The 26,585-nt window shown below is 33.1% G+C and carries 27 protein-coding genes, 1 pseudogene, 1 riboswitch and 1 other annotated feature; of the genes and pseudogenes, 4 read left to right on the plus strand and 24 right to left on the minus strand.

Features of this window, described 5'->3' with window-relative positions; genetic code table 11:
- Positions 1–2 precede the first annotated feature (2 nt).
- The 3 genes from narJ to BLS02_RS09565 all read left to right on the plus strand — a co-directional run bounded on the left by narJ (position 3) and on the right by BLS02_RS09565 (position 3,047).
- Positions 3–605, plus strand: a complete 603-nt coding sequence (gene narJ, locus BLS02_RS09555; protein ID WP_092492778.1) for a nitrate reductase molybdenum cofactor assembly chaperone — start codon at positions 3–5, stop codon at positions 603–605.
- 29 nt (positions 606–634) lie between these two features.
- The gene (narI, locus tag BLS02_RS09560; protein ID WP_092492779.1) at positions 635–1,330 is read left to right on the plus strand and encodes a respiratory nitrate reductase subunit gamma; all 696 of its coding nucleotides are present in this window, start codon (positions 635–637) and stop codon (positions 1,328–1,330) included.
- A gap of 196 nt (positions 1,331–1,526) precedes the next feature.
- Complete coding sequence (locus BLS02_RS09565; RefSeq protein WP_092492780.1) at positions 1,527–3,047, plus strand: FAD-dependent oxidoreductase; 1,521 nt, start codon at positions 1,527–1,529, stop codon at positions 3,045–3,047.
- Positions 3,048–3,093: 46 nt separating this feature from the next.
- Here BLS02_RS09565 and BLS02_RS09570 read toward each other — a convergent pair whose 3' ends face one another.
- Positions 3,094–3,981, minus strand: a complete 888-nt coding sequence (locus BLS02_RS09570) for a LysR family transcriptional regulator (protein ID WP_092492781.1) — start codon at positions 3,979–3,981, stop codon at positions 3,094–3,096.
- 107 nt (positions 3,982–4,088) lie between these two features.
- On the opposite strand from BLS02_RS09570, the gene BLS02_RS09575 reads away from it, so the two are divergent.
- Positions 4,089–5,144, plus strand: a complete 1,056-nt coding sequence (locus BLS02_RS09575) for a citrate/2-methylcitrate synthase (RefSeq protein WP_092492782.1) — start codon at positions 4,089–4,091, stop codon at positions 5,142–5,144.
- A gap of 882 nt (positions 5,145–6,026) precedes the next feature.
- Here the strand turns inward: BLS02_RS09575 and BLS02_RS09585 are convergent.
- The 23 genes and pseudogenes from BLS02_RS09585 to BLS02_RS09705 all read right to left on the minus strand — a co-directional run bounded on the left by BLS02_RS09585 (position 6,027) and on the right by BLS02_RS09705 (position 26,482).
- Positions 6,027–6,380, minus strand: coding sequence for a hypothetical protein (locus tag BLS02_RS09585; protein ID WP_092492784.1), 354 nt, complete (start codon positions 6,378–6,380; stop codon positions 6,027–6,029).
- A 173-nt stretch (positions 6,381–6,553) separates the two neighbouring features.
- Positions 6,554–7,120, minus strand: coding sequence for a GNAT family N-acetyltransferase (locus tag BLS02_RS09590; protein WP_092492785.1), 567 nt, complete (start codon positions 7,118–7,120; stop codon positions 6,554–6,556).
- Positions 7,121–7,199: 79 nt separating this feature from the next.
- Positions 7,200–7,448, minus strand: a binding site (T-box leader).
- A gap of 147 nt (positions 7,449–7,595) precedes the next feature.
- Complete coding sequence (locus BLS02_RS09595; protein WP_092492786.1) at positions 7,596–8,156, minus strand: hypothetical protein; 561 nt, start codon at positions 8,154–8,156, stop codon at positions 7,596–7,598.
- Positions 8,157–8,321: 165 nt separating this feature from the next.
- On the minus strand, positions 8,322–11,777 hold the full coding sequence (locus BLS02_RS09600) for a YncE family protein (protein WP_092492787.1): 3,456 nt from the start codon (positions 11,775–11,777) through the stop codon (positions 8,322–8,324).
- 174 nt (positions 11,778–11,951) lie between these two features.
- Positions 11,952–12,034: riboswitch (cyclic di-GMP riboswitch) on the minus strand.
- A 643-nt stretch (positions 12,035–12,677) separates the two neighbouring features.
- A complete protein-coding gene (locus tag BLS02_RS09605; RefSeq protein WP_092492788.1) occupies positions 12,678–13,343 on the minus strand; it encodes an EAL domain-containing protein in 666 nt (221 codons plus the stop codon).
- Positions 13,344–13,455: 112 nt separating this feature from the next.
- Positions 13,456–14,040 (minus strand): bifunctional transcriptional activator/DNA repair enzyme AdaA, encoded by a 585-nt coding sequence (locus BLS02_RS09610; protein ID WP_092492789.1) that lies wholly within the window; start codon positions 14,038–14,040, stop codon positions 13,456–13,458.
- Positions 14,024–15,310, minus strand: coding sequence for an APC family permease (locus tag BLS02_RS09615; protein ID WP_092492790.1), 1,287 nt, complete (start codon positions 15,308–15,310; stop codon positions 14,024–14,026). The genes BLS02_RS09610 and BLS02_RS09615 overlap by 17 nt, the downstream gene beginning before the upstream one ends.
- Before the next feature lie 152 nt (positions 15,311–15,462).
- A complete protein-coding gene (locus tag BLS02_RS09620) occupies positions 15,463–15,741 on the minus strand; it encodes a hypothetical protein (protein WP_092492791.1) in 279 nt (92 codons plus the stop codon).
- A 247-nt stretch (positions 15,742–15,988) separates the two neighbouring features.
- Positions 15,989–16,291, minus strand: coding sequence for a hypothetical protein (locus BLS02_RS09630; RefSeq protein WP_092492793.1), 303 nt, complete (start codon positions 16,289–16,291; stop codon positions 15,989–15,991).
- A 427-nt stretch (positions 16,292–16,718) separates the two neighbouring features.
- The gene (locus BLS02_RS09635) at positions 16,719–17,171 is read right to left on the minus strand and encodes a hypothetical protein (RefSeq protein ID WP_092492794.1); all 453 of its coding nucleotides are present in this window, start codon (positions 17,169–17,171) and stop codon (positions 16,719–16,721) included.
- 583 nt (positions 17,172–17,754) lie between these two features.
- Positions 17,755–18,414 (minus strand): hypothetical protein, encoded by a 660-nt coding sequence (locus BLS02_RS09640; RefSeq protein ID WP_092492795.1) that lies wholly within the window; start codon positions 18,412–18,414, stop codon positions 17,755–17,757.
- A 142-nt stretch (positions 18,415–18,556) separates the two neighbouring features.
- Positions 18,557–19,054, minus strand: a complete 498-nt coding sequence (locus BLS02_RS09645; protein ID WP_092492796.1) for a GNAT family N-acetyltransferase — start codon at positions 19,052–19,054, stop codon at positions 18,557–18,559.
- 194 nt (positions 19,055–19,248) lie between these two features.
- Entirely contained in the window at positions 19,249–19,590 is a 342-nt protein-coding gene (locus BLS02_RS09650) for a VOC family protein (RefSeq protein WP_092492797.1), read from the minus strand.
- A 170-nt stretch (positions 19,591–19,760) separates the two neighbouring features.
- The gene (locus tag BLS02_RS09655) at positions 19,761–20,297 is read right to left on the minus strand and encodes a dihydrofolate reductase family protein (RefSeq protein WP_092492798.1); all 537 of its coding nucleotides are present in this window, start codon (positions 20,295–20,297) and stop codon (positions 19,761–19,763) included.
- 161 nt (positions 20,298–20,458) lie between these two features.
- Positions 20,459–20,791 (minus strand): MazG nucleotide pyrophosphohydrolase domain-containing protein, encoded by a 333-nt coding sequence (locus tag BLS02_RS09660; protein ID WP_092492799.1) that lies wholly within the window; start codon positions 20,789–20,791, stop codon positions 20,459–20,461.
- 185 nt (positions 20,792–20,976) lie between these two features.
- Complete coding sequence (locus tag BLS02_RS09665; protein ID WP_092492800.1) at positions 20,977–21,807, minus strand: GNAT family N-acetyltransferase; 831 nt, start codon at positions 21,805–21,807, stop codon at positions 20,977–20,979.
- Positions 21,808–22,023: 216 nt separating this feature from the next.
- A complete protein-coding gene (locus BLS02_RS09670; protein WP_092492801.1) occupies positions 22,024–22,893 on the minus strand; it encodes a GNAT family N-acetyltransferase in 870 nt (289 codons plus the stop codon).
- 47 nt (positions 22,894–22,940) lie between these two features.
- Positions 22,941–23,218: pseudogene (locus tag BLS02_RS09675) on the minus strand (aminoglycoside 6-adenylyltransferase); the annotation flags it as partial.
- Positions 23,219–23,513: 295 nt separating this feature from the next.
- Positions 23,514–23,873, minus strand: a complete 360-nt coding sequence (locus tag BLS02_RS09680; RefSeq protein ID WP_092492802.1) for an ester cyclase — start codon at positions 23,871–23,873, stop codon at positions 23,514–23,516.
- A gap of 615 nt (positions 23,874–24,488) precedes the next feature.
- Complete coding sequence (locus BLS02_RS09690; protein ID WP_092492804.1) at positions 24,489–24,683, minus strand: hypothetical protein; 195 nt, start codon at positions 24,681–24,683, stop codon at positions 24,489–24,491.
- A 369-nt stretch (positions 24,684–25,052) separates the two neighbouring features.
- Positions 25,053–25,382, minus strand: coding sequence for a hypothetical protein (locus BLS02_RS09695; protein WP_092492805.1), 330 nt, complete (start codon positions 25,380–25,382; stop codon positions 25,053–25,055).
- Positions 25,383–25,625: 243 nt separating this feature from the next.
- On the minus strand, positions 25,626–25,928 hold the full coding sequence (locus tag BLS02_RS09700; protein ID WP_254788751.1) for a hypothetical protein: 303 nt from the start codon (positions 25,926–25,928) through the stop codon (positions 25,626–25,628).
- Positions 25,929–26,131: 203 nt separating this feature from the next.
- Positions 26,132–26,482, minus strand: a complete 351-nt coding sequence (locus tag BLS02_RS09705) for a YqfO family protein (protein ID WP_092492807.1) — start codon at positions 26,480–26,482, stop codon at positions 26,132–26,134.
- Positions 26,483–26,585 lie beyond the last annotated feature (103 nt).

The raw sequence follows: 26,585 nt of genomic DNA on the forward strand, positions 1-26,585 counted from the left end.
ATATGGAAGAACAGGAACGTACCATACTTGTTATTGGTTCCCGTTTGTTAGCCTATCCTGACGATAATTTCATTAATGAACAGATAGATATAAAAGACTGTATTAACGATAATATAACGTCACCAGAATTAAAGAAAGAACTGAACAAGGCATTAAAGTCAATTCACCGATTATCACCAGAAGAGCTTAAAAAGTTGTATGTATCAACATTTGACTTAAAAGCTAAACATGGCTTATATCTAACTGCTCACGAATTAGGTGATAGCAGTAAACGAGGTGCAGCATTTATTAGGCTGCAAAAAATTATCAGTGATGCAGGATTTGAAAGAGTAGATGACGAACTAGCTGATTACATTCCAATGTTGTTTGAGTTCCTGGCTGTCGCTCCAGACAGTCAGGACAATGATCGACTGGTTAGACGTCTCGCTGTTGCATTAAAGCGAATCATCAGCAGTCTTCCGCTTGATAATCCTTATTACAATATATTGTACATCTTAAGAAAAAATGTGTTCCCTGAACCAACAAAAGAAGAAATTGCCAAATTGGAATTTGAAAGAGAAGACGCGGATCTGGAAGAATTACCATACCCTATCATGTACAAGTAATCAAAATCACAGCAAAGGAGGGATAATGTGTGAGTGAAATTTTCTGGTGGGTGATTTTCCCATATATAACCATAGTTATTATGATAGTTGGTTTATTAAATCGCTTTGCATTTCGACAATTGACATGGGCAGCACCATCAACGGAATTCTTTGAAAAAAGATGGCTTCGGATTGGTTCACCCTTGTTTCACTTTGGGATTATTTTTGCGTTTTTCGGACATGTCATGGGAATCGTTATCCCAATGGATTTTTATCAGGCAATAGGAGTATCAGATCATTTGTACCATATTGGAGCAGTATATGGGGGATCTCTTGCAGGTATAATGGTAGTCGCAGGACTGATTATCTTGCTGATTCGAAAAATGACTATTGATCCAGTCAGGATTCATGCAACGTTTGCAGACTTCTATTCGGTAATAGCGCTTCTAATTGTTTCAGCTATTGGAACATATATGACCGTTTTTCAAGATGTAACACCTCAGGAGTTTGATTATCGAACATCTATTGGACCTTGGTTCAGAAGTTTATTTATTTTGAATCCACAGTACCACCTAATGGGAAATATCCCGTTCATCTTTAAGTTACACACTTTGACAGCTTTCGGGTTATTTGCATCAATACCGTTTACTAGATTAGTTCATTTTTATACTATTCCTGTAACATACCCAGCGAGGTCACCACAACAATACCGCTCAAGATCTCAATATAAAAATAAAGTAAAATAATAGTGGACAAAAAAGAACTGAGAGACTTCAGTTCTTTTTTGTTATTTAAGAAAAGAAATTTTCTTATGCATAAGTGCAACTAAGGCATGATTATAAGCCACTTTTCTAACTATCCCGAGCATTAATGTATAATTATCGTATTACTGATAAAAATAAAGTTGAGCTTATAGTCGACAAGATAAAGGAGTTAAGGTAGATGTCACACAACATGAAATTACCTCAAAATCCAGAGCCATACTGGCGGGATTCTGTACAATTACCTTCATACCCGTCACTGGATAAATCGATCAAAACTGATGTTGGTATTGTAGGTGGCGGTATAACAGGAATTACAACTGCGTATTTACTGGCAAGGGAAGGCGTACAAGTTGTCTTAATTGATGCCAGTAAAATACTCAATGGTACAACAGGCCATACCACGGCCAAAATCACTGCTCAACATGGGTTAATATATAATGAACTAATCGAGCACTTCGGTTCCAAAAAAGCTTCATTATATTACAAGGGTGCAACCGAAGCAAAAAAGCTTATTAGCGACATCGTTACAGAACACAAAATAGATTGTAATCTCAAGGAAGAGGATGCGTATGTATTCACGAATGATGATTCCTACATATCCAAATTGGAGAACGAAAAGAAAGCCTATGACCAATTGGAAATACCCAGTGAACTAGTTAAAAACATGCCACTTGATGTACCTATGAAATCGGCATTATTAATGAAGCGACAGGCACAGTTTCATCCATTGAAATACCTTAAGGCATTGCTGAAAGACAGTGTTGAAAATGGGCTTGAAATTTATGAAAATACTACTGCAGCAGATATTGAATATAACAAACACCCTTCAATTATATTGAAAGATGGAAATCGTATTACATGTCGTTATGTTATTGAGGCGTCTCATTATCCATTTTATGATGGACAAGGGTTTTATCCAACACGAATGTATGCTGATAGATCCTATGTAGTTGCAGGGAAGTCTAATAAAAAATTTCCTGGTGGAATGTATATAAATGCAGAAGAACCAACAAGATCAATTCGTGTTGCAGAGGATGATCTGTGGCTGATAAGTGGAGAAAACCATAAAGCAGGTCAAGGCAAATCAACAATGCATCATTATAATGTATTACAAGAATATGCCGAAAATAATTTTGGGATTTCAGAGTTTGTAAATCGATGGTCAGCACAAGATTTAATAACATTGGATAATGTTCCATATATAGGCCCCATTACAAAGGCACAACAATCTGTTTTTGTTGCAACCGGTTTTCGTAAATGGGGCATGACAAATGGTACGCTGGCAGCAAAAATGATAACCGATATGATTCTTCAAGAAGATACACTTTACAAAGAATTATATACACCTTCGCGTTTTCAAGCTGATCCTGCATTGCGCCAGTTCACAGGAATTAACGCCGATGTAGCAAAACATATGGCAAAAGGGAAAATGGATAGAAGAGATGATAATTTAGATGATCTATCCCCCGATAATGCTACTGTTACACGAATTAATGGACAAAGAACCGGAGTTTACAAAGATAATGAAAAGAATCTTTATGCTTTAGATACTACATGTACCCACATGAAATGTGAAGTAGAGTGGAATTCTGGGGATCGAACGTGGGATTGCCCCTGTCATGGATCAAGATTTTCATATACTGGTGAAGTTATAGAGGGTCCAGCAAAAAAACCTTTACCTAAGGTTGAAATCGAATAATTAGTTTCTTTACCAATCAGAAGCAGCCAATTTGGTTGCTTCTTTTTTAACTTAAATGAAAATTAGATATAAATTTTACAAAGTCAGTTTCAATTTCATGTTCATATTTGTAAATTATATACATACTTGCTGTTGGCAACTCCATAAAAGAAACGGGAATTTCTATTAATCTGCCTTCGATTATTTCACGATTTATAATGGATTTTGGAAGAAAACTAACACCAATACCTTCCAAAATAAAACGTTTTGCTATATAGGAGTGTGTGACGCTCATAAATTGGTATGAAGATAGTGTGGCTTTCAATTGCTCCTTTAGAAAATTCCAATAGGATGGATGATTATCTGTTAATATAATATTATTTTCAAGAAGATCCTTTGCATCAACAATAGGACCAGACTCCGCATCATAGCCGTCATGATTACATACAAGAACAACAGACTCCTCGTGAAATTTTAAGCATTTCACGTTTGGATCTCCAGGTAAACAGGACAATCCAACATCGACACTCCCATCTTCTACTACAGCCGCTATTTCCTTTGATTCCAATACTTTTATCGATAATTCAACATGTGGATACTGCTTTTTATACTCTCTTAATGTACTTGGCAGAATTGTATCTGCGAGTAAAGGGGAAATAGCAATACGTATTGTTTTATTAAATCCTTGCTGGAATTTGCTGATTTGACTTAAACTTCTTTCACTTTGTGCAACAATTTCCTTTGCTTCTTTGTGAAATAAACGACCTAACTCAGTTAATTTTATATGCCTCCCACGTTTATCGAACAGTTTACCACCGATTTCTTTTTCCAATTGCCTTATTTGAGAACTAACTGCTGGCTGAGTAATAAACAGTTTTTCCGAAACAATCCTATAATTCTCATGTTCTGCAGCCAAAATGAAGGTTTTTAATGTTCGTGTATCGATAAGTAGCACCCCATTAATAAAATATATTTATTATTATACTAAAATTATTTAAATTTTAATAATGATTGAATTAATATATAATTGAAATATCAATGAGAGGGAAGGGGGAGCGTATAATGTACCAGCCAGGATTAAAAGGAGTAATTGTTACGGAAACGAAGTTAAGTAATATAGATGGCAAAAATGGAAGATTGATTTATCGAGGGACACCCATTCAAAACCTTGTAAAAAATAACACATTTGAAGAAGTTGCATACTTTTTGCTGTACGGGGAATTACCATCTAATCAAGCACTCGCTGTATTTAATTCAAAGTTAAAGAACAAGCGCAAATTGCCTGGCCATGTCAAAGAAATAATAGATAACATACCAAAACATTTATCTATAATGGATGTTCTGAGAACTGCAATATCTTCATTATCTAGTAATACTGATGCTATCCAGCTTATAGCGATCATGCCAACAATAATCGCTTACCGTTATCGGAGATTAAGTTCTATGAAAGTAATTGAACCTGATTTGAACCTAACTCATGTTGAAAACTTTCTTTATATGCTTGTTGGCAATGTAAATAAATCGGACGTTAAGATGCTCGAGGCGTATATGATTATGACTATGGAACATGGTATGAATGCATCGACATTTTCCGCAAGAGTAACTGTTTCCACACAAAGTGATCTGACTGCTGCGGTAACAAGTGCTTTAGGAACTATGAAAGGACCATTACATGGCGGCGCACCATCTGGAGTTATAGAATTACTTGATGAAATAGGTAACGAAAATAAAATAGGTGAAGTAATTCACAAAAAACTAAATAATAATGAAAGAATTATGGGATTTGGCCATAGAGTGTATAAAACGTTTGATCCACGTGCAGAAGCTCTAAAAGATAAAATACTCGAGTTGGCTGATATTCCTGATTGGATTGATTTAGCATTAAAAACGGAACAAGAAACAATAAGAATACTGAACACATATAAACCAAATCAGAAACTATATACAAACGTAGAATATTATGCTGCAGCAATTATGAAATCACTGGAGTTAGATTCAACATTATTTACAGCAATCTTTAGTTCAAGCAGAGTTGTTGGTTGGTGTGCACACGCAACGGAACAAGCAAACAATAATACAATTTTTAGGCCAGCAGCTAGATATGTTGGAGAAAAATAATCACGAAATCACGTTATAAATTTATAGCGTGATTTTTTCTATTACATCTCAATATCAATAGTATACTTGGATATTGAGATGTAATTCATTAAAACTGCTACAGCTTCCTATAATATATATTATGTTAACTAGAAATAAACCTTAACAGAACAATAACTCCAGGTCCCTGGTGCTCATAATATTCATTATTGGGTAGTTACATCTCATCAAACCACCTCTTATATTTTTAAATATATAACCGTCGAGATTTTATCATTTAACTGTATTATAAACGCTTCATAAAAAGCGAAGGTGTTCTCTCTGATAATATTTCTATTTACATACTTCCTCACCCTGAGTTCATTATCTTATTCAACTTAAGCACCAGTTACTTTAGTATAAAATTTTTTAGGAATCTTTACATAACACTTGTTGTGAACTCTTAACCTTCCTCCATTTAGAAAACATTTCAACAAGAGATATTAGTAGGACAAGCCAAAAGAAGCCATTTCTAAATGATATTCCAGTAGCCGACTCCCCACCTAAGAATGTAAACAATCCCATTAAGAAAAATATATAACCAGTAATGAATACCTGCCACTTTAAAGTATCTTTATTGTCAAAGTTTCTGCCCCTGCTACAGTATATGCTGGCTAATACCAAGCCAATTACGAGAAAAATAAGTACCGACTTTGGTATTTCTACTACTTGTGAAATACTTGGAAAGTAATCATAAGCAAATAATATTGTAAAACAAAAGACTATAAGTACAGTTATATACCTCAGATTTATCGCTCCATTCCTAATTTTTCATTCAACTAATCTGCTGCGTTAGTGAAATAGTGACTGCCTTATTTCGCAATCGCACCCGCTAGTGGAAGAACAAAGGGTGAATTACTTTACTTACATTTCTTTTAAGTTCAAACTTTCGGTATGTTCTTCCCAATGGATAGTAATTTCATAGCTGGTTGGTTCTTCACTAAGCTGGAAACCAATGGTCTGTTTTCCTTTTTCGGATAGAGGGAACGACTTGGTAAATTTCATCTCCTTATATTTCCTGGATATCTCTATTTTTTCTTGAGGGATTGGCTCATCACCGATGTATTCAATAACTAAGTGTTTATCTCTATCATAAACAATCTTCCAGTTTTCACTTTCCCCTACATAGTACGCCTTTGAGCTAGGAGAATATAAATTTGAGCATCCAGTCAGGTATAATCCGATTAACAGAAATAACATCAGCCTCTTTTTAATCACTTAATACCCCCCCTTGTTCAACTAAACTGCTGCGTTAGTTTAAGTACATTAATTCACGTACTTATTCTAACATAAAATTCCAATAATTCTTCAAATAAGAATAGGATCGCCATATTCGACGATCCCTTGTTAAACTATTGCACCTGTTACTTAAAGTGTAAATGTTCACAATGTTACTTTATTATGGAATAAAAACAAGTGTCAGTCAGCCTGCTACCATCTGCGGACAAATCATCATTTCTTAAAGTGCCTTCTAATACAAACCCAAGTTTTTCAGGGATAGCACGACTTTTAAGATTGGTTGATTCACACCTTATTTCAATTCTTCTAAATTTGATATTATTTAACCCAAAGTTTGCTAATTTCTCTACTGCTTCTGTCATATATCCATTACCGCTAAACTTTGTATTTATCCAGTACCCAATTTCACATTTAGGAATGTCCCAGTCAATCCCTCCCTGAATGCTTGTTGTTCCAATAAAGTCATTGCTTTCTTTATCAAATATAAGAAAACGAAAACTTTCTCTCTTTAAGAAATTTATGTGAGCATTTCTTAAATTTATCTCTGTTTCTTCAACAGTAGGAAGTTCTTGAGCAAATGGCAACCACGCTTTTAATTCAAAAAAGGATTCTCTAATTGCTTGGTTTACAATTTTACCGTCTCCTGTTTGAAGTGGTGCTCGAAGTATTAGTCTGTCTGTTTCTAATTGTAAAGGAACATCTAACAACAAAGGATTCATTTGATTTCCCCTCTCTGAATTTTAATATTAAAAATGTAAAGTAATACAATAAAAAAACTCTCACCTCCAAGAAATAATTCTTGAGGACGAGAGTTATAACTTCGTGGTACCACCTCAGTTTGTTGATATGTCACCAAATCAACCTCTTCAGGTACATTCATACCCTATCTTTCTATCGGAAGAACCCGTCTCACTATCCCTAATTTTCATTAAATTGGTAAGAAGCTCCGAGGCTTTATTCATTAAGAGGAATACTACTCCTTTTCAGCAAACAGGAGCTCTCTGTAAATATCCACTTCTTAACTACTTTTCTCATCAACGCTATTTAATATGAAATTTTCTAAAAATTATATCCTTTATCATAAATCTTGTCAAAAAATTCTTAGTTAAATAAAACTGCGGCTTTAGAACAATTAAAAAAGGAGCTTTCGTACAAACTCCTTATTCAACTCTAGCACCCGTTAGTGAAATAGTTTTATTTCAGCTTATAATTTAACATACTATGACCTTTAAGTTGTTCTCCGTCTTTCCATATGAATTGAATTGCATATTGTTTTCCAATTTCTTCTTCTCCAACTTGTATGTTTAACGTAGAACTATCAGTGTTTATATTTTTTTTACTAATTTCTTCTCCTGAACTGTTTACTTGAATTAAGATAATTTCAGTAGGGCTTGGTTTCATATCTCTCCAGTCAATTAAAATGCTGTCACCAACTTCTACATCACCAGAGTGAATGTCAGGGTAATTATATGTCCTGTCGTCATCACAATCATTCCAACATATTTCTTGGTAACTATTATCTAATACTATGTTTAAACCATCTGCACTTATTTTTTTTATAGAAGGAATTTCTGTGTGAAATTCCGAACCTTCTTCATCATTCTGTTTTTCTGTTTTTTGTGCAACTTCATCATTCTTTGTTTTAGTTTCTGGTTCACTTCCCTGACTTTCCTGTTCCTGTTCTACCCCCTTACACGCTGAAAGGATTAAAATTATTGATAATAGCAACGTAAAAGTTACACTTATTTTTTTCATTTTATCTTCTCCCCCCCTTTTTATATTAGACACACGAAATGATGGTTCGGTTTTAAAAAAATAAATTTAATTCTACTTCAACTAAACTAGAGCCAGTAAAAGCTTACACTCCTGTTTCAGAACTAAAAGGCACGCTAACATATGTTAGCGCGCCTTAAATATATATTAGCTAAATCTTCTTTTTCGAATAATAAATACAATAATACCTGTTGTTATTAATATTCCTATCACAATTACCCAGATAATTGATGATGGGGAATATTCTTTCTGATTAAAAACTTCTTTTTCTGCACTTGCCTCTTCTACACTTTCATTAGAAGAGTTTTGAGTTTCTTCTCCGGCAACTTCTTCTGATGACTCCTCGTCTCTTTTTTCAAACACAGAATAAACACTAAAGTGACTTGTTTGAGCAGTTACAACACCATTTTCATATGTCCCACCGACAAGCTCCCAAATTTCCTCGTCTTCATTATAGTAATAAATTTTAACATTTTCAGGGTTTTCTATTCTAGATGTATTCACTTTAAAGCTTAATGTTACGGGGTCAGAGAATTCGCTAATATTAATATCCCCTTGACTTATTGTGAAGTCAAAAACATCACTGATTGCTTCATCATTCGACTCAAGTTTATTTACTATTATTTTAGTGTCAAATTCTTTTCCTTCAAAAATAGAAGCTGGGATTGTAACACTTGTTGTCTTTTTTATAATAGAAACTAAGTTTCTATTTTCTCTCATCTTTCTTATTTGTTCTTCTGTCAATAAAATTTGGTTTAAGTCATTATTATTTTCATTTACATTAATCTCAAGTTCTGAACCATCTTCTAGATCATCGAAGTAATTATCAGAGACTATAAGCACATCACCCTGTACTGTGGCTTTTGCATTAACAACCTTTCGCTTAGTATCAGAACCACTATCATTTGATTGTACATCATTATCAACTTCATCAGAATTTTCTTCTGTCTGATTACTTGGTTCATTATGCACTACATTACCTTCTTCTTCTTTTTCTTTTTCATCTTCAACTTCTTTTGATTCATCTCCATTGGAATTAGTTGTTTCCTCTAGCTCACCTTTATTTGTATCGTCACTAGTAGATTCCTCTTTTTCCTTTGAGTCACCTTCATTTGTATTATTCCTAGTAGGTTCCTCTTTTTCGACAGAATCACTCTCAGCCTCAAATGTATAACTAAATGTTTCTGTTCTATCGGATTCATTTCCATTAACTACATGGGAGATCTCGAAATTAACAGTTTTACCTTCCCATGCTCCATACATTTCTTCTGTAAAAAACAACTCTTGATTAGGCATTTCTCTAATTTTATATTCTGTATTTATTTCCTCATCATCCGAATATACATAAACATTAAAACCATCCATAAGTTTATGTAAATCCCATCTAATAACAAAAAATGTATCACCATACATTCCTTCATATTCACTAGGTGCATCCTCAAAATCTAGTCCGATATTTTTAGGAATAGGCACATTAAATGTATTAGAGATAGTGTCCATTGTCGAGGATTCATTTTCACCAAACAACGATTTCACACCAAATGTTACGTCGTTTCCAAACCAACTTTTAACCAATTCTTCTGTTGCAGTAAAACGTTGATCAATAATTGGTTCAGAGATCGCTTGGAATTCCTCCTGGTCCGAATGTCTAGCATATAATTTATATCCATCACCGGTCAGTTCATCCCATGAAAATTGGAACTCATTGTTTTCCCCTTCATGTATTTGTAAGTTACCTACAACTTGTTCCTGTAGTTGTTCAATGGAATCAAATTTATATACAGCTTTATTATCAGAAACAGATAAGAAAACACTTCCATCGCTATCGATAATCGCTTTATTAATCTCAATACCATTTGGAAATTCATAAACTAGTTCATTTGTTTCTTTATCAAATATTTTTTTGCTTGAAAATATATAATTATCTTCCAAGGAAACAAACTCATCTTTATTACTTTCAAAAAGCTCAACTTTTTCATTGGTAACATTCGTTTTTTGCAATCGATGACCCGCATAATAAACATCAGTTTCATCAAAGAAAACGCTTCTGCCTGGATAGCTGAACCCATATCCATCATTATAGTCAGTTTGTGAAACATGGCTCCCATCTACGGTATTCAATACATATAGATCTGAACCGGATAATCCTGATTCACCTATGTATAGGATATCATTATTTTTATCCAATTTAATACTGGTTTCATAATAATTGTAATTTGTAGTTTCATCTGGTTCTAGTACTCTTTCCATACTTGTTAATAAATCAATATGGTATATATCTAACCATTGATCCAATACTGTATAATACAGATTTTTACCATCAGTTTCTACTTCATATGGATTTTGTTTTGTTGTAATATACTCTACTGGACTATCACTGTTGGGTTCAGTAATAGCAACTTTTGTACTGCCAAATAGAGAAATATATAATTTACCATTTACAAGATCGATATCAGTTGGGAATGATCCTATAAACTTTCTATCACTAATTTCCATTGTGTTCGTATCAATAAACAGTAATTCATTTTTACGTGCTGATATAGCATAGATTTGATTACTATCCTTTTCTAGAACCCAATCGTCAATTTGTTGATTGAGCTGTAGCTTATTGTTTGTCAAAGTTTGATTTGTTAATTCTTCGGAATAGGTTTCATCGTTTTCAAATATTATACTTTCATTTGCGTTATACATAAATCGGCCTTTTTCATCCGACAGTATATGCGTAACATAATTAGGGACAGTTCCAACTTTTCTGAATGTATCTTTGTCATATACAGTATCAGTAGAGTAGACAAAATCAGAATCAACTGTAACGATGTTTGCTACTTTTGAATATTCATTGGAAATATCATTGTATTCTTCAGCATAAACGCCAAATATTTCTTCTAAATTGTTTTTATTCATTTTATGGCCTGCATAAAATAACTCTTCATTTTCTTCTACAAAATACCTTTTAGGATAGGGGAAACCATACCCATCATCAAAAGTTGTTACATCTTTCAATGAGTAATCCTCCGTTGAAATAGCATATATGTCTGAACCTGATAAACCAGTCTCAGCAACGTATAACGTTTTTTCCAGATTGTCTATAAAAAGTTCTGCTCTAGAAAAGTATGAGTAATTTTCATTTTGAATAACTACTTTTGTCTCTTCTTCGGTGGCTATATTATAATTGTATAATGAATAATTACTATTAACAGCATAATAAATTTCCTCACCATTAGCAGCAACTCTATATGGTTTATCAGATGTGTCAATTGTATTAACTACTTCCATTGATGACAGATTCACAACTTTTATCATAGATAATTCAGGTAAAGCTATATAAAGAGTATCCTCAAAAAGATAAATATCTGAAGGATTTTCTCCAATCGAAATTGTATTTGAAATCTCTAAAGGTCTATAATCAATTTTATGTAAATTTCCATTAGATGTTATGCCAAATATAGCATCATGACTATCCACCTTTACCCAATCAACTAATTTCTCCTCATCTAAGGATAACTGGTTATTACTCATTGCCTGACCATCGTTCGTTGTAATAGAAAAATAAATCAATATCATGAATACTAAAGCAAAAAATAAGCGGCTAAAATTCTTCATCCAATCCCTCCAATATTAATAAATAACTATTTTTAGATCTTCAAACGTTAAATAATACTGTCATAAATCCCCCCTTTAAATTAATAATTGAGAATTAAAAAAGCCCCCCAAAAAGAATGGCGGACTAATCATATCAATGCCTATGATTAAATTCATAAAAGCTATCCAATCCTTTTCGGTAACTCGGCAGCCTTAGCTAATGCCTTAGGTCCGTAGTTTTGCGTCTTCATTTTTCAATGAATTTGCTATTGTCAGAGGAGTTTATACCTAGACGTTTTACATTATTATCGGTTTCTAAGTTAGAAGTATTAAGTCAAAAGTACTTATTAATAATAAAAAATTCTAAACAGAAACTGAGACTATTCCTTCCCACTTAACAAGAGCGCTTCTAAATCATGCTAAGTGGGATTTCTATTTGCTTTTCAAACTTACTGTTAATTTGTCGTAAATCTACACGTATAAGAATTTCTCTTATGTATATCGTGATACTTGTACCTATCTGAATTTCGTTTTCACTAAAGTAAGTAATGACCCGGGTTATTTCTTTAAAGCAGTTGAATATAGAATGAATCGACTGCTAAGGTTAGCTAAATGGAGATTTAACACCACATTCGTTAAGGTATACGTCAACATCGTTATTAGCAGAAAATGCGTGCTTTTGTTATCTTATAATAAATCGCCTGGTTCATTGTGAACTAGGCGATTTCCATATTATAATTATTTACTTATTGAACTAAAGTACCCATTAAATCCCACCCAAGAACAGCTCCTACTAAAAAAGCTTTTTATCTATTTTGCAAATTTTCTTTTGGTGCAAGTATACAATTTATTGTTTTAAATCTCTAAACTTCATGAAACGAAGAAACAGTGAAATCTCATTACTCAACCATGTTTTAACAGTTATTTGGAAACTCTATTATTCCATTGTTTGTTCCACACTTGTTCTGGTGAAAGTGGAGGGCTATAGAAATAACCTTGTCCAATCACACTATACTCTTTTAGTAGTTCACTTTGCTCTTTTGTTTCAACGCCTTCAATGATCACTTGAGTATTAAGGTCCTTCCCTAAGCGAATAATAGCAGTTAACATAGACAGCATGCGATCATTTTCCGAAACATCGTAAATCATAGATTTATCAATCTTTAAGGTGTCAATTTCGACACTTTTCATGACGTTCAAAGATGAATATCCCGTCCCAAAATCGTCGATTGCAACTTTTAAGCCCAATTCTTTCAACCGTTGTATGATTTGTGATGCGCCCTCGACATCTAACATAACACTTTCTGTAATTTCGATTTCGAGATCATTTGGATTAATATTTTCTTCTTTGATAATTCCCCTTACCTTCAAGGGGAAATTTCTATCCTTGAACTGCCTTGCCGATACATTCACAGAAACCATTACTTTTGGAAGTTTTTGTTTCTCCCATTTTTTGATTTGACGGCATGCCTCTCTAAGCACCCATTCCCCAATAGGAAGAATAAGTCCCGTTTCTTCAGAGATTGGAATAAACTCGTCAGGAGATACTGCACCAAAAGAAGGATTCCATCTAAGCAAAGCTTCCATTCAAAGCATTCCTGCTTATTACATTAAATGACCCTTTAAAGAAATATCAGACGCAGCTTTACTCATGATTTGCGCCCGATTGTTGAAAGGATAACAAATCCAGCTTAAGCCCTTAATAAACTTCTGTTTCCACATGATTTGCTTGAAATTGGCTTGGCGAAAGTCCAGTACTTCGTTTAAACGCATTATAAAAACTGGAAATGCTTTGATATCCTATTTGATAGCCAATTTCCGTGCTGTTTAACTTAGTCATTAAAAGTAGCTCTTTCGCCTTCTTGATTCTGATTTCTTCCAAATACATATGTGGCGTATAGCCAGTTCTGTTCTTAAAGATTCGGTTTAAATGAAAACGACTGACCCCTACCTTTAAAGCTACTTCATTTAAGGGCATCTTTTGGTAATAATTATTCTTTATGACCTTCTTTGTATCTTCTATAATCGACTGAAACGGATCGTAACTCTTTGATTCTAAGTCGGGACGACACCTTTTACAAGGTCGGTACCCTGCTTTTTGAGCATCCGCTACATTGGAAAAGAAGGACACGTTACCAACATTCGGTACTTTTGATTTGCAAGACGGTCGGCAAAAAATACCTGTTGTCTTTACTGCATAAAAGAATATCCCATCATAAGCTGAATCACACAAGACTGTTGCCTTCCACATTGTATCCTTGGAAATATCATTTTGATCCTTCATTAGATTTCAACCCTCCCTTGTAGGCAAAAATCCCCTTATTCATAACCATATAAATCGCATATAAAGCCACGACAATTAACGGAACAAAAATATAAAATTGGAAAAATGGGATTACCAGTAAGCATAAAATAAAAGCGGTTAATGATGCCCACCATGGCAGTGTGCTCTTCTTAAACAATCTCACCCCTGCTGCCATCGAAAGAATATAGACTAAAATTCCAAGAGAGGTAGGAATAAACAAAATATCATCGAACGTCAGTGACAAAGCCTTTACCACTAAAACACCTACCGCCGAAAAACAGATTACAAACAATACCATCCTTCTCGGAATTTGAGTCGTTGTATGCAGTCTTGAAAGAGCTTTTGGGAAGGCACCATCCCTGCTTAATGAATACCCTAATTGTGTTAGACTGGCCACAAACGTATTTGATGTTCCTGTGCAAATGATGAATGCTAAAATAGCTGTGACAAATTTGGCGCCTGCACCCACTGCATCTCCCATTATAACACCAATAGGAGACAGGTTGCTTTCCTTACTGCCATACGTAGCCGTTCCAATGGTGACCAGACTTAACGCCAAAAATAGTACACCAATGATAACTGCACTAACAACGGCCCCCTTGACAATATCTTTGTCCGGTTTCTTAAAGTTATTAGCCAGATTACAAATGGCCTCCCAGCCGAAAAACGACCAAAAGATAACCGTCATAGCACTTCCAACGGAAAACCATCCATTTGGAACAAAAGGAGTAAAATTCCCCCATTGTATATTAGACAACGACACAGATACGGCTGATAGTAAAAGTACAAGTAACAAAGTGCTTAAAATCAATGCGACTTTACCACTGACATTTACACCGTAATAATTTGAAACACCTGCAATCATCAAAATAAAGACGGCAATTAGGGTTGTTACAAAGGGAGAAAATCCAAACGCCTTATTGACGTAAAAAGCACCAGTCAATGATACGATTGTTTGCCCAACTGCTGCGGTTACAAAGTAAAACCAACCAACAATATTGCCAAGGTGATATCCGAAAGATTTTCTAACAAAGGTTGCTGCTCCACCAGCATCAGGATATTTTCGGGCCAAACTTGCAAAAGAATAGGCAAGCGGAAAACTAATTAAATTAACGATAAACCAGGATACAATAGATGCAGGGCCTGCTATTGAAGCTGTAACTCCCGACAAAAAAAGGACGCCTGATCCTAGTATGGCTGCAATATATAATGCAATTCCTTGAAATAATCCAATGGATCTATTATTCATGATCTCACCCCTTTTTCAGCTTTTAATATACTAAAAAGGGAAGAACAATTCTTCTTGTTTTTTGCGGTTTAATTCGCTAATGAAACGATCTAAATGCTTTTTTACATTAGTTTTTATTCCACAAAATGGCCCTTAAATGTAAAAAGGGCGCGTTATTCGATAAACGCGACCGATTGCTGAAGACCGTTCTGCACATCTATGCTTTCTGGATAAAGAAGAAACAATCCTAAACTTTCATATCCAGTTTCTTTGGGATACTGTGGTGACATATCAGTTATATCACTTTCCATATACTGTGGAAGTTCAGCTCCAACACTAACTGCCCCCGCAATTGTTTTTATTAAAACCTCATCGTTTTTAAGATGTTGTAAGGACTTTTTAGTCCATTTTAGTTTTTTCTTTCCATGCAATTCGAGTGATTTTCGTTCCATTGCTTTAACCACCTTTAAGTCGATTGCAAGTTCCTTCTTGTGCTACCTGCACCGTCAGTTCGATATCATCATACTTTAATATAACATAATATTCCGAATTTACTATTTGATCTTCCGATAAGAAAAGACTTTCAAATTGATGATCGCTTTGTTTAACTCTTGCACCCTTTAGTTTAGAACCCTTCAGACTCATCAAAGTAAAAATAAGTCCAAGAAAAGCCATCATAGGTGAATAAATATTATTTATCTAAGTCCAAATATCAAATACTCTGTTTACTATCTCACCAACCACAACATTCGGTATACCAAATGCAACCAATTTATATTTAAGACGATTTCTCCCTTTGTAACTTGCATAATCATGATTATTTCTAAACTCGTTATAACGGTAAAACCAAACCATTCCAATTTGCATATATAGGGCTATAACTAAACTAATTAACCCTACAATTAAATTAAAAAAAACTAAGATTTCTACATAGCCTATTATCCAAACAGTTATTATTGAAATAAATACGAGAAATAATCCTGATAAAAACCATTTTCTCATTTGAATTAAAACCAACTTTCAATGAAAATATTTTTTGTTTTAAAATCCTTTTATACAAAATTCAATTTGTCTTCTTTCTTCTTTGTTCAATTCTTTTTTTATTATTAAATCTGCCATTTATGGGGGCATTAAATGTTCTATTAAAATTTGCTAGTCATTAACCTAACTGTAACTTTCCTAAATGGCTTATTGAATTTCTTTTTTTCGCATCCAAAATATTGGTTTATTATAGTTCCTTTCTGGCTATTGGAGAAATATGGTGCTGTGCATAGAAGCAGGATTGATGATGATCTGTTAGGTAATGAAGGGCATAAACCTAGAGTTCATACGGCGTTTAATGAATGCAAACCATAAAATATAAATTACCTTAATAAAATACAAATGCACAGAAAAATGCAGGATAAATTCCTGCATTTTCCATTATCTATTATTCAGCAGCAGATTCAGCGGATTGATCTGTCGAAGTTGCTTTATTACTTAGCTTGTCTGGCAATTGCCATGCTGTAATCACAGCCAACAATACAAAGATGATGTCCATACCGCTAAATAAAACTGAGATATTATCTTGAAACAATATAAATACTTCACTTTTAAATATTCCAGAAAAACTATTACTGTAATAATAACCGACAATGAAATATTTACCCAGTAAAATCCCAATTAAACTTCCGACTACAGCAATAACTTTATGCGCGGAAGTAACATTACCTTTTGCCAGATAGAACACTGAATAACCTGCAAGACCACCTATTGCCCATGCTACAAAACCAATTTCGTATTCAGTTAGTATTACAATTAACGCCCATACTGCTCCACCGATTATTGAAGTCAACAACCCGCCAAAAATAGCCAAACTAAAATTATTTCTTTTTCTTTCCATTTTCATATGCCCCCTACTAAATTAACTATTATCAACACTTATTCCATATATCGGCAATAAAACCTTATTTCTACATAATTTTACTGAAATTTTATATAAAAATATTATATCTAAAAGAGTATGAGTTGAAATAATTAAGTACTTTGCAGGACAAATTGTATGAGGTTTAATAAAAAAGATATGAAAGAGGGATTTAAAAATGATAAATACAAAACTAACAGAAAAAAGTGAGGATAAATTAATCATAGGTAAATCAAGAGGAGAAGAGGCTTATGAATTTTTAAATTCTATCTTGAATCTAAAATAGTATTGGCCACAATGCGGACATTCCATAGAAGTATCTAATGTAAACATCTTTTTAAACGTTTGTTTCCAACTCCATTCTCTGACGTAATTTTGACAAGTTGGTATCTGTTCAAACCCCTTTCTTTTACACTATTCTGCCAGATAGTTCAATTCTATATATTTAATGTTAACAAAATATTACAATTAGTAATCGAAAATTTCTGAACAAAAGAAAAGATCGACTTTAACGTCAGTCTGCTTATTTAACTATTGCACCCGTTAGCTTAAGTAGGGAATATTATCTTTTCTTAATCGTAACCTCCGAAGTATCTAATCCTAACCTTTTCCTTAACTCTCCTGTGATAGAGAATGAAATTATTGCACCTTTTTCAACTTCAACAAATTGGTGGTGAGTCCCCATAACAATTGTTCCATCAGTACCATATGTTTTAGTTGGGCTGGGGTTAAATTTTATAAGATGCTCATTATAATTTCCGCTGATTTTCCCTTGTGTAAAAATGTCTTTTGGTAAAACTACATAAGGTGGTTGTCTTTGCACCACAGAAACTTTAATTGTGTTTTTCTTCACTTCTATTATACCGTCTTTCGGAACAGGTGACCCATTTACTTCTAACTCATAATCCCATAATTCTTTTGCTAAATCCTTTAATTGAGCGTCACTGTATTCATTTATAAGGTCGTCAATCAATTGATTATAATAATCAGCTTCCTCTTTCGCATAGTTAAAATCCGTTTCAATACTTTTTGATGTATTTTCTAGTTCCTCATTCTTTTCTTCTAATTTTTTTATTCGGTCATCTTTATCTTCAATAAGTTGTTTCGTAGCGTTGTCATCATTCGTTTTGTCAGCGTTTTGAATCGAACTTTTATCCGTACAACCTGATAAGAAAACAATAATACATAATGTTGTTAATAATAAAGTAACTATTTTCTCCATTTTAATCCCCCTATATTTAACTTCAATCTTACCTTAATGTTCTAAAATCTCTGTATAATTTACCTGCAACTTTAGTGGAACAAAGCCAATAAGCATCGGCTTTTCCTTTTAAAGTATTGCACCCGTTTATTCAAGAACAATACTATAAAAGTTTCGACATATAGTATTCATCAACAAATTCATCATTTAAAAGCAATGAATTTCTTTTTGTTCCTTCAATTTCAAACCCTAATTTCTTATATAATGATAATGCTCCTTCATTTTTAGTTACGACTGTTAGTTCTAACCTACTAACATTTTGATTAACAGCCCATTGTTCCAGTTTGTTAATTAGTTGTTTTCCGATTCCCTTTCCTCTATAACCCTTCAAAATCCCAATAACAATGTAAGCCGAATGCTTATTCCGTTGTGCATTACCACCTATAACTATCAAGTAACCAACCAACTCATTATCCTTTTCAGCAACAAGTATAGTAGAGTTTTCAGCATTCTTAATGCCATTAATCACCTTTAATTGGTTTTCGGATTTAATATTTCTTTCTCCAGCTTCCCAAAGCATATACTGTGAACTTTCATCAACCTGTTTAATAAGATTTGCTAAATTTTCTGCATCAGAAGTTTCTACTTCTCTAACTATCATTAATTTTCGCTCCCTTATTTGTTTCACTCTTATTGAACTAGCCTGTTGCGTTACTTTAAGTACATTAATTCACGTACTTATTCTAACATAAAATTTCAATAATTCTTCAAATAAGAATAGGATCGCCATAATCGACGATCCCTTGTTAAACTATTGCACCCGATAGTTGAATAAGAAAATAGGGATTTTCTGATTTATTCCCAAAAACAAACCTGCAATTTATTATTATCTAAATCGTAAAAATCAAAAAACTTATTGTCACCATCATCTTTTAATTCAGTTACTTCTACACCTTTTTCTTTTATCTTTAAATATGTATTTTTAATATCAGTAGTGAAAAAAATCGGATAAGTTGAGTTCTCTTGCGAAGATACACTTCCTTCTTCAATAGTTAATGGAACTCCACTATTTCCAATCGTGAATACTTGATAATCTTCTCCATTGAAAGCTACTTTAAAACCTAATTCCTGGTACCAAATACTTGATTGATCCACATTACTAACCGTTATACATACAGTGTCTATCCTTTCAAACATATAAGTACACTCCCTTTAAGAATTTAATAATAATTTCTATTATTAGGAAATTAATACTTTTATTTTTTTGCGTTCTTATTCAATAAAACTGGATCTATTGTTGAACAAGGATGCGATTCCTTATTCAACTCGTGCACCCGTTAGTGGAAGAGTCTTTCCTTTTTGTCCTTTTATTTTAACTCATAGTGTAATTCAGCGAATTGTTTACAATGCTTTACATTTATAAGTTTTAACTCATTCTCTTTCTCATTCGGTAAAAATAGTGGAATGCCACGCCCCATGATAGTTGGGGCAATTTGAATATAAAATTCATCAACAAGCCTTTCTTGAAGAAGAGGATAAAGAACCTCTCCACCACCGACAATCCATATCCGTTTTCCACGTTTTTCTTTTAATGAGTTTGTAAAATTAACAATATCATCATTTATGTATTGAACATTATTATCAGAACCAGTTAATAAACGAGAAAAAACATAACACTCCCTGCCCTTATATGGAAAACCATCATCAGGTAGGTTTAGCATGATTTGATCATAAGTTTTTCTGCCCATTATAACAATATCGATAGTAGAAAAGAAATCGGGATAACCAATTTCTTCTTCACCCTCTGTACCCAACAACCAATCCAACGAATGGTCATCCCTTGCAAGGTAGCCGTCTATGCTTATCGCACCATAAAAAACTAACTTAGTTTTACTATCATTCATTCAACAACACCCTTTCACCCTAAAACAAACATTTGTTCCCACTTAGTGTGGCACATTACATTGAACTATTCAACTCTTCTACTGCTATAGTTGAACAATGATGTAATTCCTTATCCAAGGAAGCTACCCGTTTGTTGAATAGTGAAATACTACTTTCAATTCTAATGTTCTTTATCTTGTAATACTAAAAACTCTTCTAAATTTGGAGATTGATTATATTTAATAGCAGCTTGACTATCCTTTTTAATGATGGCTTTTGTTAAATCAATGTGATTTATGCTGGCAATTGCCATTGCGTAATGTATGACATCAACTAACTCTTTTTCTAAAGAAGTATCCCCTGAAATTTCCTTTCGACCTTCTAGCTGGTTTAGCACCTCTGCTACCTCGCCAATTTCTTCTACAAGTTTCATAAATAAAGCAGATGAAGAGCGTCCTTCTTTATATTTTAATTCTAGGTAGTTCTGGAACTCTTGGAACGTTAATTGTTTCATAGAATCCTCACTTCTTATATTATTTTTCTATTAAAAATTCAACACAAAGTAGCATATTACCTCAGATTGACGTTACCTTAAAATACAGCATTTATAATGCTATAATTTCACTATTCATCCCCATTAGTTAATCAAAGTGCAAATTTCCTTCTTCAACAATTGCACCCAATAGTTGAAGAAGAATTTTATTCAAAAGAGATACTATACCAAATATAATTAAATTTATTTTTAAATCCTATATTTTCTACAACAGAAACTGATGGTTTATTTACCTCCATACAATCCCAATATGGAGTATTATTATTCTCTATACAGTCTTTTACAAAAGTATGAGCCACCTTTTGTGCAAGTTTTTTTCCTTGATGATGCTTTAAAGTCTCAATGTCTATACCGTGTACATTTCCAGCTACTACACCCGAAAAACAAACACTTACAATTTCATTTTCATAAACAACACAATAACCAATACCATAATTTAAAAACCTTTCAAATGAAGTCCAAAACTCTAAAACTTTCGAATGCAAAAATTCAATGTTTTCATATACTAAATAATCTCTGTTTTCCAAAATAGTTTTTGTGATTTTTATAACTTCATATCCTTGCTCTATAATAGGTACATTTTGTTTTCTATAATCATCCTTTTGTAATTCATAAACCCTTTGATTATAACTAATCAAATTTTCGCCAAATACTTTTTTGATAGTCTTATTCCATTTCGAATGATTACCTATCGCTTCAAAAGACGTTAAACCAACTTTTCTGACATCTAGTTTGATTACTGTATTAATAAAATTTTTTAACTCAAAATTAAATCCCTCATTTTCTTCGTTACCAATAAAGATAAATCCATTATTACTTCCTAACCAAATAAATCCAGAGGTAGGAGAAATAATATCATCTACAAATATTCGACCAGAATTTTTCCCTTCAATTATTGCTTTTGGTTCTATGTGTCCTTGTTCATATAATAATTCTTTACACTTATAAAATTCAGACTTTTTAAGTTCTGAAATCATCCGTTATCCTCCTCTCACCACATACTATTTTAAAGTTCCCTGTTAAACTAAACTGCCAGTTAGTGTAATCGTTCACACTCTCTGTTTACCTTTTATACCTTAGCTTTCATTCTTATACAGTTAAGCTACATTATTATATAATGAAAAAAGGGAGCTTTTTTACACACTCCTATATTTAACTTCTACACACATTTCTTAATAAAGACTCTATTCCTCTTATCCAAAAATCTGCGCAGCTATGGCGAACAATGTATTGTTTCTAGGTGGCATATTGACAGAATTAGTTATCATTATAGGTGGTTCGCTAGCTTTTATAAATCCTTTCTGTTCCAAGAACAACATAAATTCATCATTACCTGATGGTACATCAATCCTTAATTTACCTTGATGATTAAAAGCTAGACTATCAAGTAATAAAGCCGCTGTTTGAGAATCTGGTGCTACAATAGGTCCCAAAATTAGATTTATTGGTCCTGAAATAGATATTCCATAACCAATAATATTTGCTTTATTGTCTTTAACTACTAAACATTGTTCTGATTGATTTATCCTATTATGAAGAAAGTTGCTTCTACTGTCTCCAAAGGCAATCTTGTCTAAATTTACAATTTCAGTAAAATTATTCTCAACGAAATCTTCAATGGCTACTCCTGTTTTATCTAATGGTTTTGTAGCTGTATAGCTACCACAAAGATACTTATGGACACAATCAACAGTTATAAAACCCATTCTTTCATATAGGGGTTTTCCCACCTCTGTAGCAATTAGCATAATTGAAATATCACTAGTGGCAAATCCCATACATTGTTGAGTTGCATTCTTCCCTAATCCCATACCTCTATATTCGTTATCAACAATCACCATACCAATTGAAGCTACACTGGTATCGTACAGTATTATTGCAGCACTAGACACGATTTTCCCCTCAGCATTTTTGTGTCCGAATATTTTTCCGGATGACATAATGGTTCTAATTTCATATTCATCATAATCCCAGCCGACTGATGCGGAGAGTTCAATCAAACCTGAAACATCATTTTTATCAAACTGAACTAATTTTAGTAGTGTGTTTTTATATGTAGCCATTACGATTTCACCTTCTCTAAATCGTTTTCTAAAATCACTTATTCATTATACGGATAAGACTTGGTGAAATCGAAATCAATTTGCCTACCAAAATCATTTTTGTCAGGTTCTTGCATCATTATTAAACTTCCAAACTCGTTAATCCATGTCTTATCTTCTATAAAAGACGCTGTTTCTGTCACAACATAAACAATATCATAATCCTGAAAATATCTTTGGGTACATTAGGGTTTGTTCTTGAACCATTCATATAAACTGCTCGAATACGCTCATCTGCCATTGCGAAATTTATTATTAGGTCCATCATTTCTTGTTCATTCCTCATTTATTTCCCTCCTAAAATAGTTAGTTTTTTAAATGAAAAATTACAACGGAGGGGATCGAGGATGATATAAACCTAATAAAATAATAAAAGTTTATAATTTATTTAAGGTTTTTTTCATCTAATCTTCCTTCCCTGTTTAGATTTATCCTGTACTTAAATTAGTTCAATATATGTTCGCAAATTCCTTTTTTATAGAAAATGCATATAAAAAAATTTAACTAAAACGGCATTTTTCTTCTTCAATATTACTGCTTCTATAGTTGAATAAGAAAATTTGGCAACCCCTTGTCCATTTTTATTTTTTTAATTGGTTCATGACATCAAGGTCACTCATTTCACACCACATTTCCTTAATTAATCCACTCTCAAATCTTATTATCATTATACCTGTTTCTTTCACACGTTGGTCAGAGGACGGAATGTCTTCCCATCCCCCTTTGTAAGTCATATGCCCTGTGTATCTCACAGCTACCTTATCTTCTAATCCTAAATAATCTTCAATGCTCCAAACGTCATCAGTGAAAACCGTTCTAAACCAATTAATAAAATCATTAATAAACTCATCATGTCCGTTAAAATCATGATTTGGTACATGACTAACAAAGTTAGGTGCAGTAATCTCTTTTAAAGTATTGATATCACCTTTAGTGAAAATTTCATTAAACCACTCTCAACAAGTCGTTTCTTGACATTATTCATTTACTTCTTAAATTAAACTGCTAGTTAGGACTATAAAAAAGGAGCTTTCCTACAAACTCCTTGTTCAACTATTGCACCCGTTTGTTGAACAACTTCAACTCTTTATTTTTCGAATTCAATTTCACTTTTTATTATCTGCGAAGAAATCTGTTAATGTTTCAATTGAATTTCCATTAAGTTTAAAAGTACCATTTTCTTCTGATAAAAGTCTTTGGACATAACCCTCTCCACTCTCATTAAGCCAAAGATGATAGTTCTTCTTTGGGTTATCATCCAGAAAAATTTTAAAAAAAGTAAAGGCTTTGTACTAATTATTTTTTGTTTATCTAATTCTTTAGCACTATTAACAGCATCAACAAACACAGAAATATCATTTTTATTATCTAAGTATTCGTCTGATACTTGATTTTCACTAGTTTACCAGTATTGCAATTCTATTTGTTGTACATAGTCACTGTAATATTATTTCTCCATTAAAAGTAAATTCTCCTTCTTCAACTAAACTGCTGCGTTAGCACAAGAGGAACTGCTCTTCTTGAACAGTTCCACCCGTTAGCACAATGGAAATCCTTTAATTATTAGTATTAAAAGAAAAGAAAAATACAAATATAAGAGTAATAACCAGAGCTTGGGCTAAACAAATAACTAAATCATTTTTCCAATAAGTTTTACCAAAGGGACTCCATTTGCCACCAAATAAGCTAAATAACCTAGCAATTAAAAAGCTACACAACCAAATACAAAAGAAAGTTATTATAAACCCCATTGTTGTCCCCCTCTAATTGCAAATAAATAAGTCGAATAAAATTTAAGTTTCTTCAACTCTTTGCTGCGTTTAGTTCAATATCTCTACACTTAAATACTAACATAATATTCCAAATATATTATTGAGTTTTTCAATAAAAAAAGACGATCAAATTCTATGAATCGCCCTGTTAAACTATTGCACCCGTTAGTTGAAGAAGAAAATAGCCGCTTATTAAACAATCGCGCCCGATTGCTTAATAAATCCTATTAATTATAATGACTTCTTCATAACAATTCTGTTCCTATTTACAGAAATTTTTCTTTAAATAAAAGCTTTCTGATAGACAACTATTAGATGTTAGAAGATAGATACGTCCAATAGTATAGATTAATCAGAGGTGTATAGTTTATTTAATGATATCTCCCAACATAACTTTCCCCACTCTGTCAGTGTATTATAGACCTCGATTTCTTCAAATTTCCCAATTTCATTGATTATTTCTTTGTACTTCTGATCCAGTTCCTTTCTATCTTTACATTGACCTAAAAGTAGAGAACTATTGATTAGCTTTATTAACTTTTCGTTGTCTTCTCGTCCCTCCTGGAACAACTCCATTAATGTTGATAATAAATTAAGGTCTGAGTTAATCTCTATATACCCTTTGTAACTTTTATTCACTTTTACTAAATCAAATAAATTTTCAGGTTGTTTGTTCATTGGTATCACCTCTTCTTTATTTTATAAGCATTTTGAGGATATTACATCCGTCTAGAGGTGGAGTAGTTTCACGCCAAGTAATATGGTGGTTGTTGTTCATTTTTAAACAAATAGAGGTGTATATCCTTCTTAGAATAAAGCTCCCTTTTGACAATGGTCGTATTCAATAAACTGGCCCTTTAAGCAAATGTAGACGCAAGCCTTATTCAATTCTCGCTCCCTTACCCGGAAGATAGCTATTTATTAATAACTTTCTACTTTTTTGCTAGAAATTTCATAAGCAAAATATCCAAATAATAAACCTATTCCAGCTCCCAAACCAACTGTAGATAATAAGGAGATTGGGAAAAATACGCTGAGAAGTACAGCAACAGCACAACCAATCATCATTCCGAGTGGTATTAAACTATCTAATAAATTTTGATCGCCTTTTGATTTTTTCTTACCCAGGGTGCCTTTCTGATATTTATGCTTAATTCTAATAACTACAAATACTGCAATCCCACCCGCTATTACAACAGGTAGTGAAATACGCGCAATTTCCAATGCTAAGCTTATATTAGACGCTCCCTTCTTTCACTTTTTAATTGATCCAATTTTAACATAATTTATTCTGTTAAATGGTCCTTATATCCAGTTTAGGCGCTAATACTTATTCCTGATTAGCGCCCGATTGTGGCAATGTCAATTAAGTTCTTCAGCCAATGGAATAAGGTAAACCAAAGAAGGTAAGAGATAAAAAGAAGAATTTAACCGTGCTTTCTCGTTTCATATTCTTCGGTTACTTGTACGACTGGCTCATCCCAAGGGTGATTAGGATAAATGCCTTCTTCAATTACTTTTGATAGTAAATTTTTATCTCTTGGAATGGAAAATTCTATTTTAAAAGATGTTACTTGCTTCCTCTCCCCTATACTACCCTCTGTTGGCACAGAATTTTCTGAAGGGACGAATTGTTCTATTCCATCATTGGAATGCCACGCTACGTTCTTGTAGTTTCCATAAATTAAACCATCAACACTTAACACACCTTCAATTACTCTATCCAAAGATTCTGGAACCACATAAGTATTAATTCTGTATATTGGTATTAATTTCATAATTCTTTTCCTCCCAATTACTCTTTTCGATAATAACCTTTTACCACAGTTTCGCTCCATATATGCTGGCCAGCTGAATTCTATAAGTGATTTTATTTTTACA

Origin of the sequence: Virgibacillus salinus (genome assembly GCF_900102415.1) — a bacterium.
Lineage (GTDB): Bacteria > Bacillota > Bacilli > Bacillales > Amphibacillaceae > Lentibacillus > Lentibacillus subterraneus.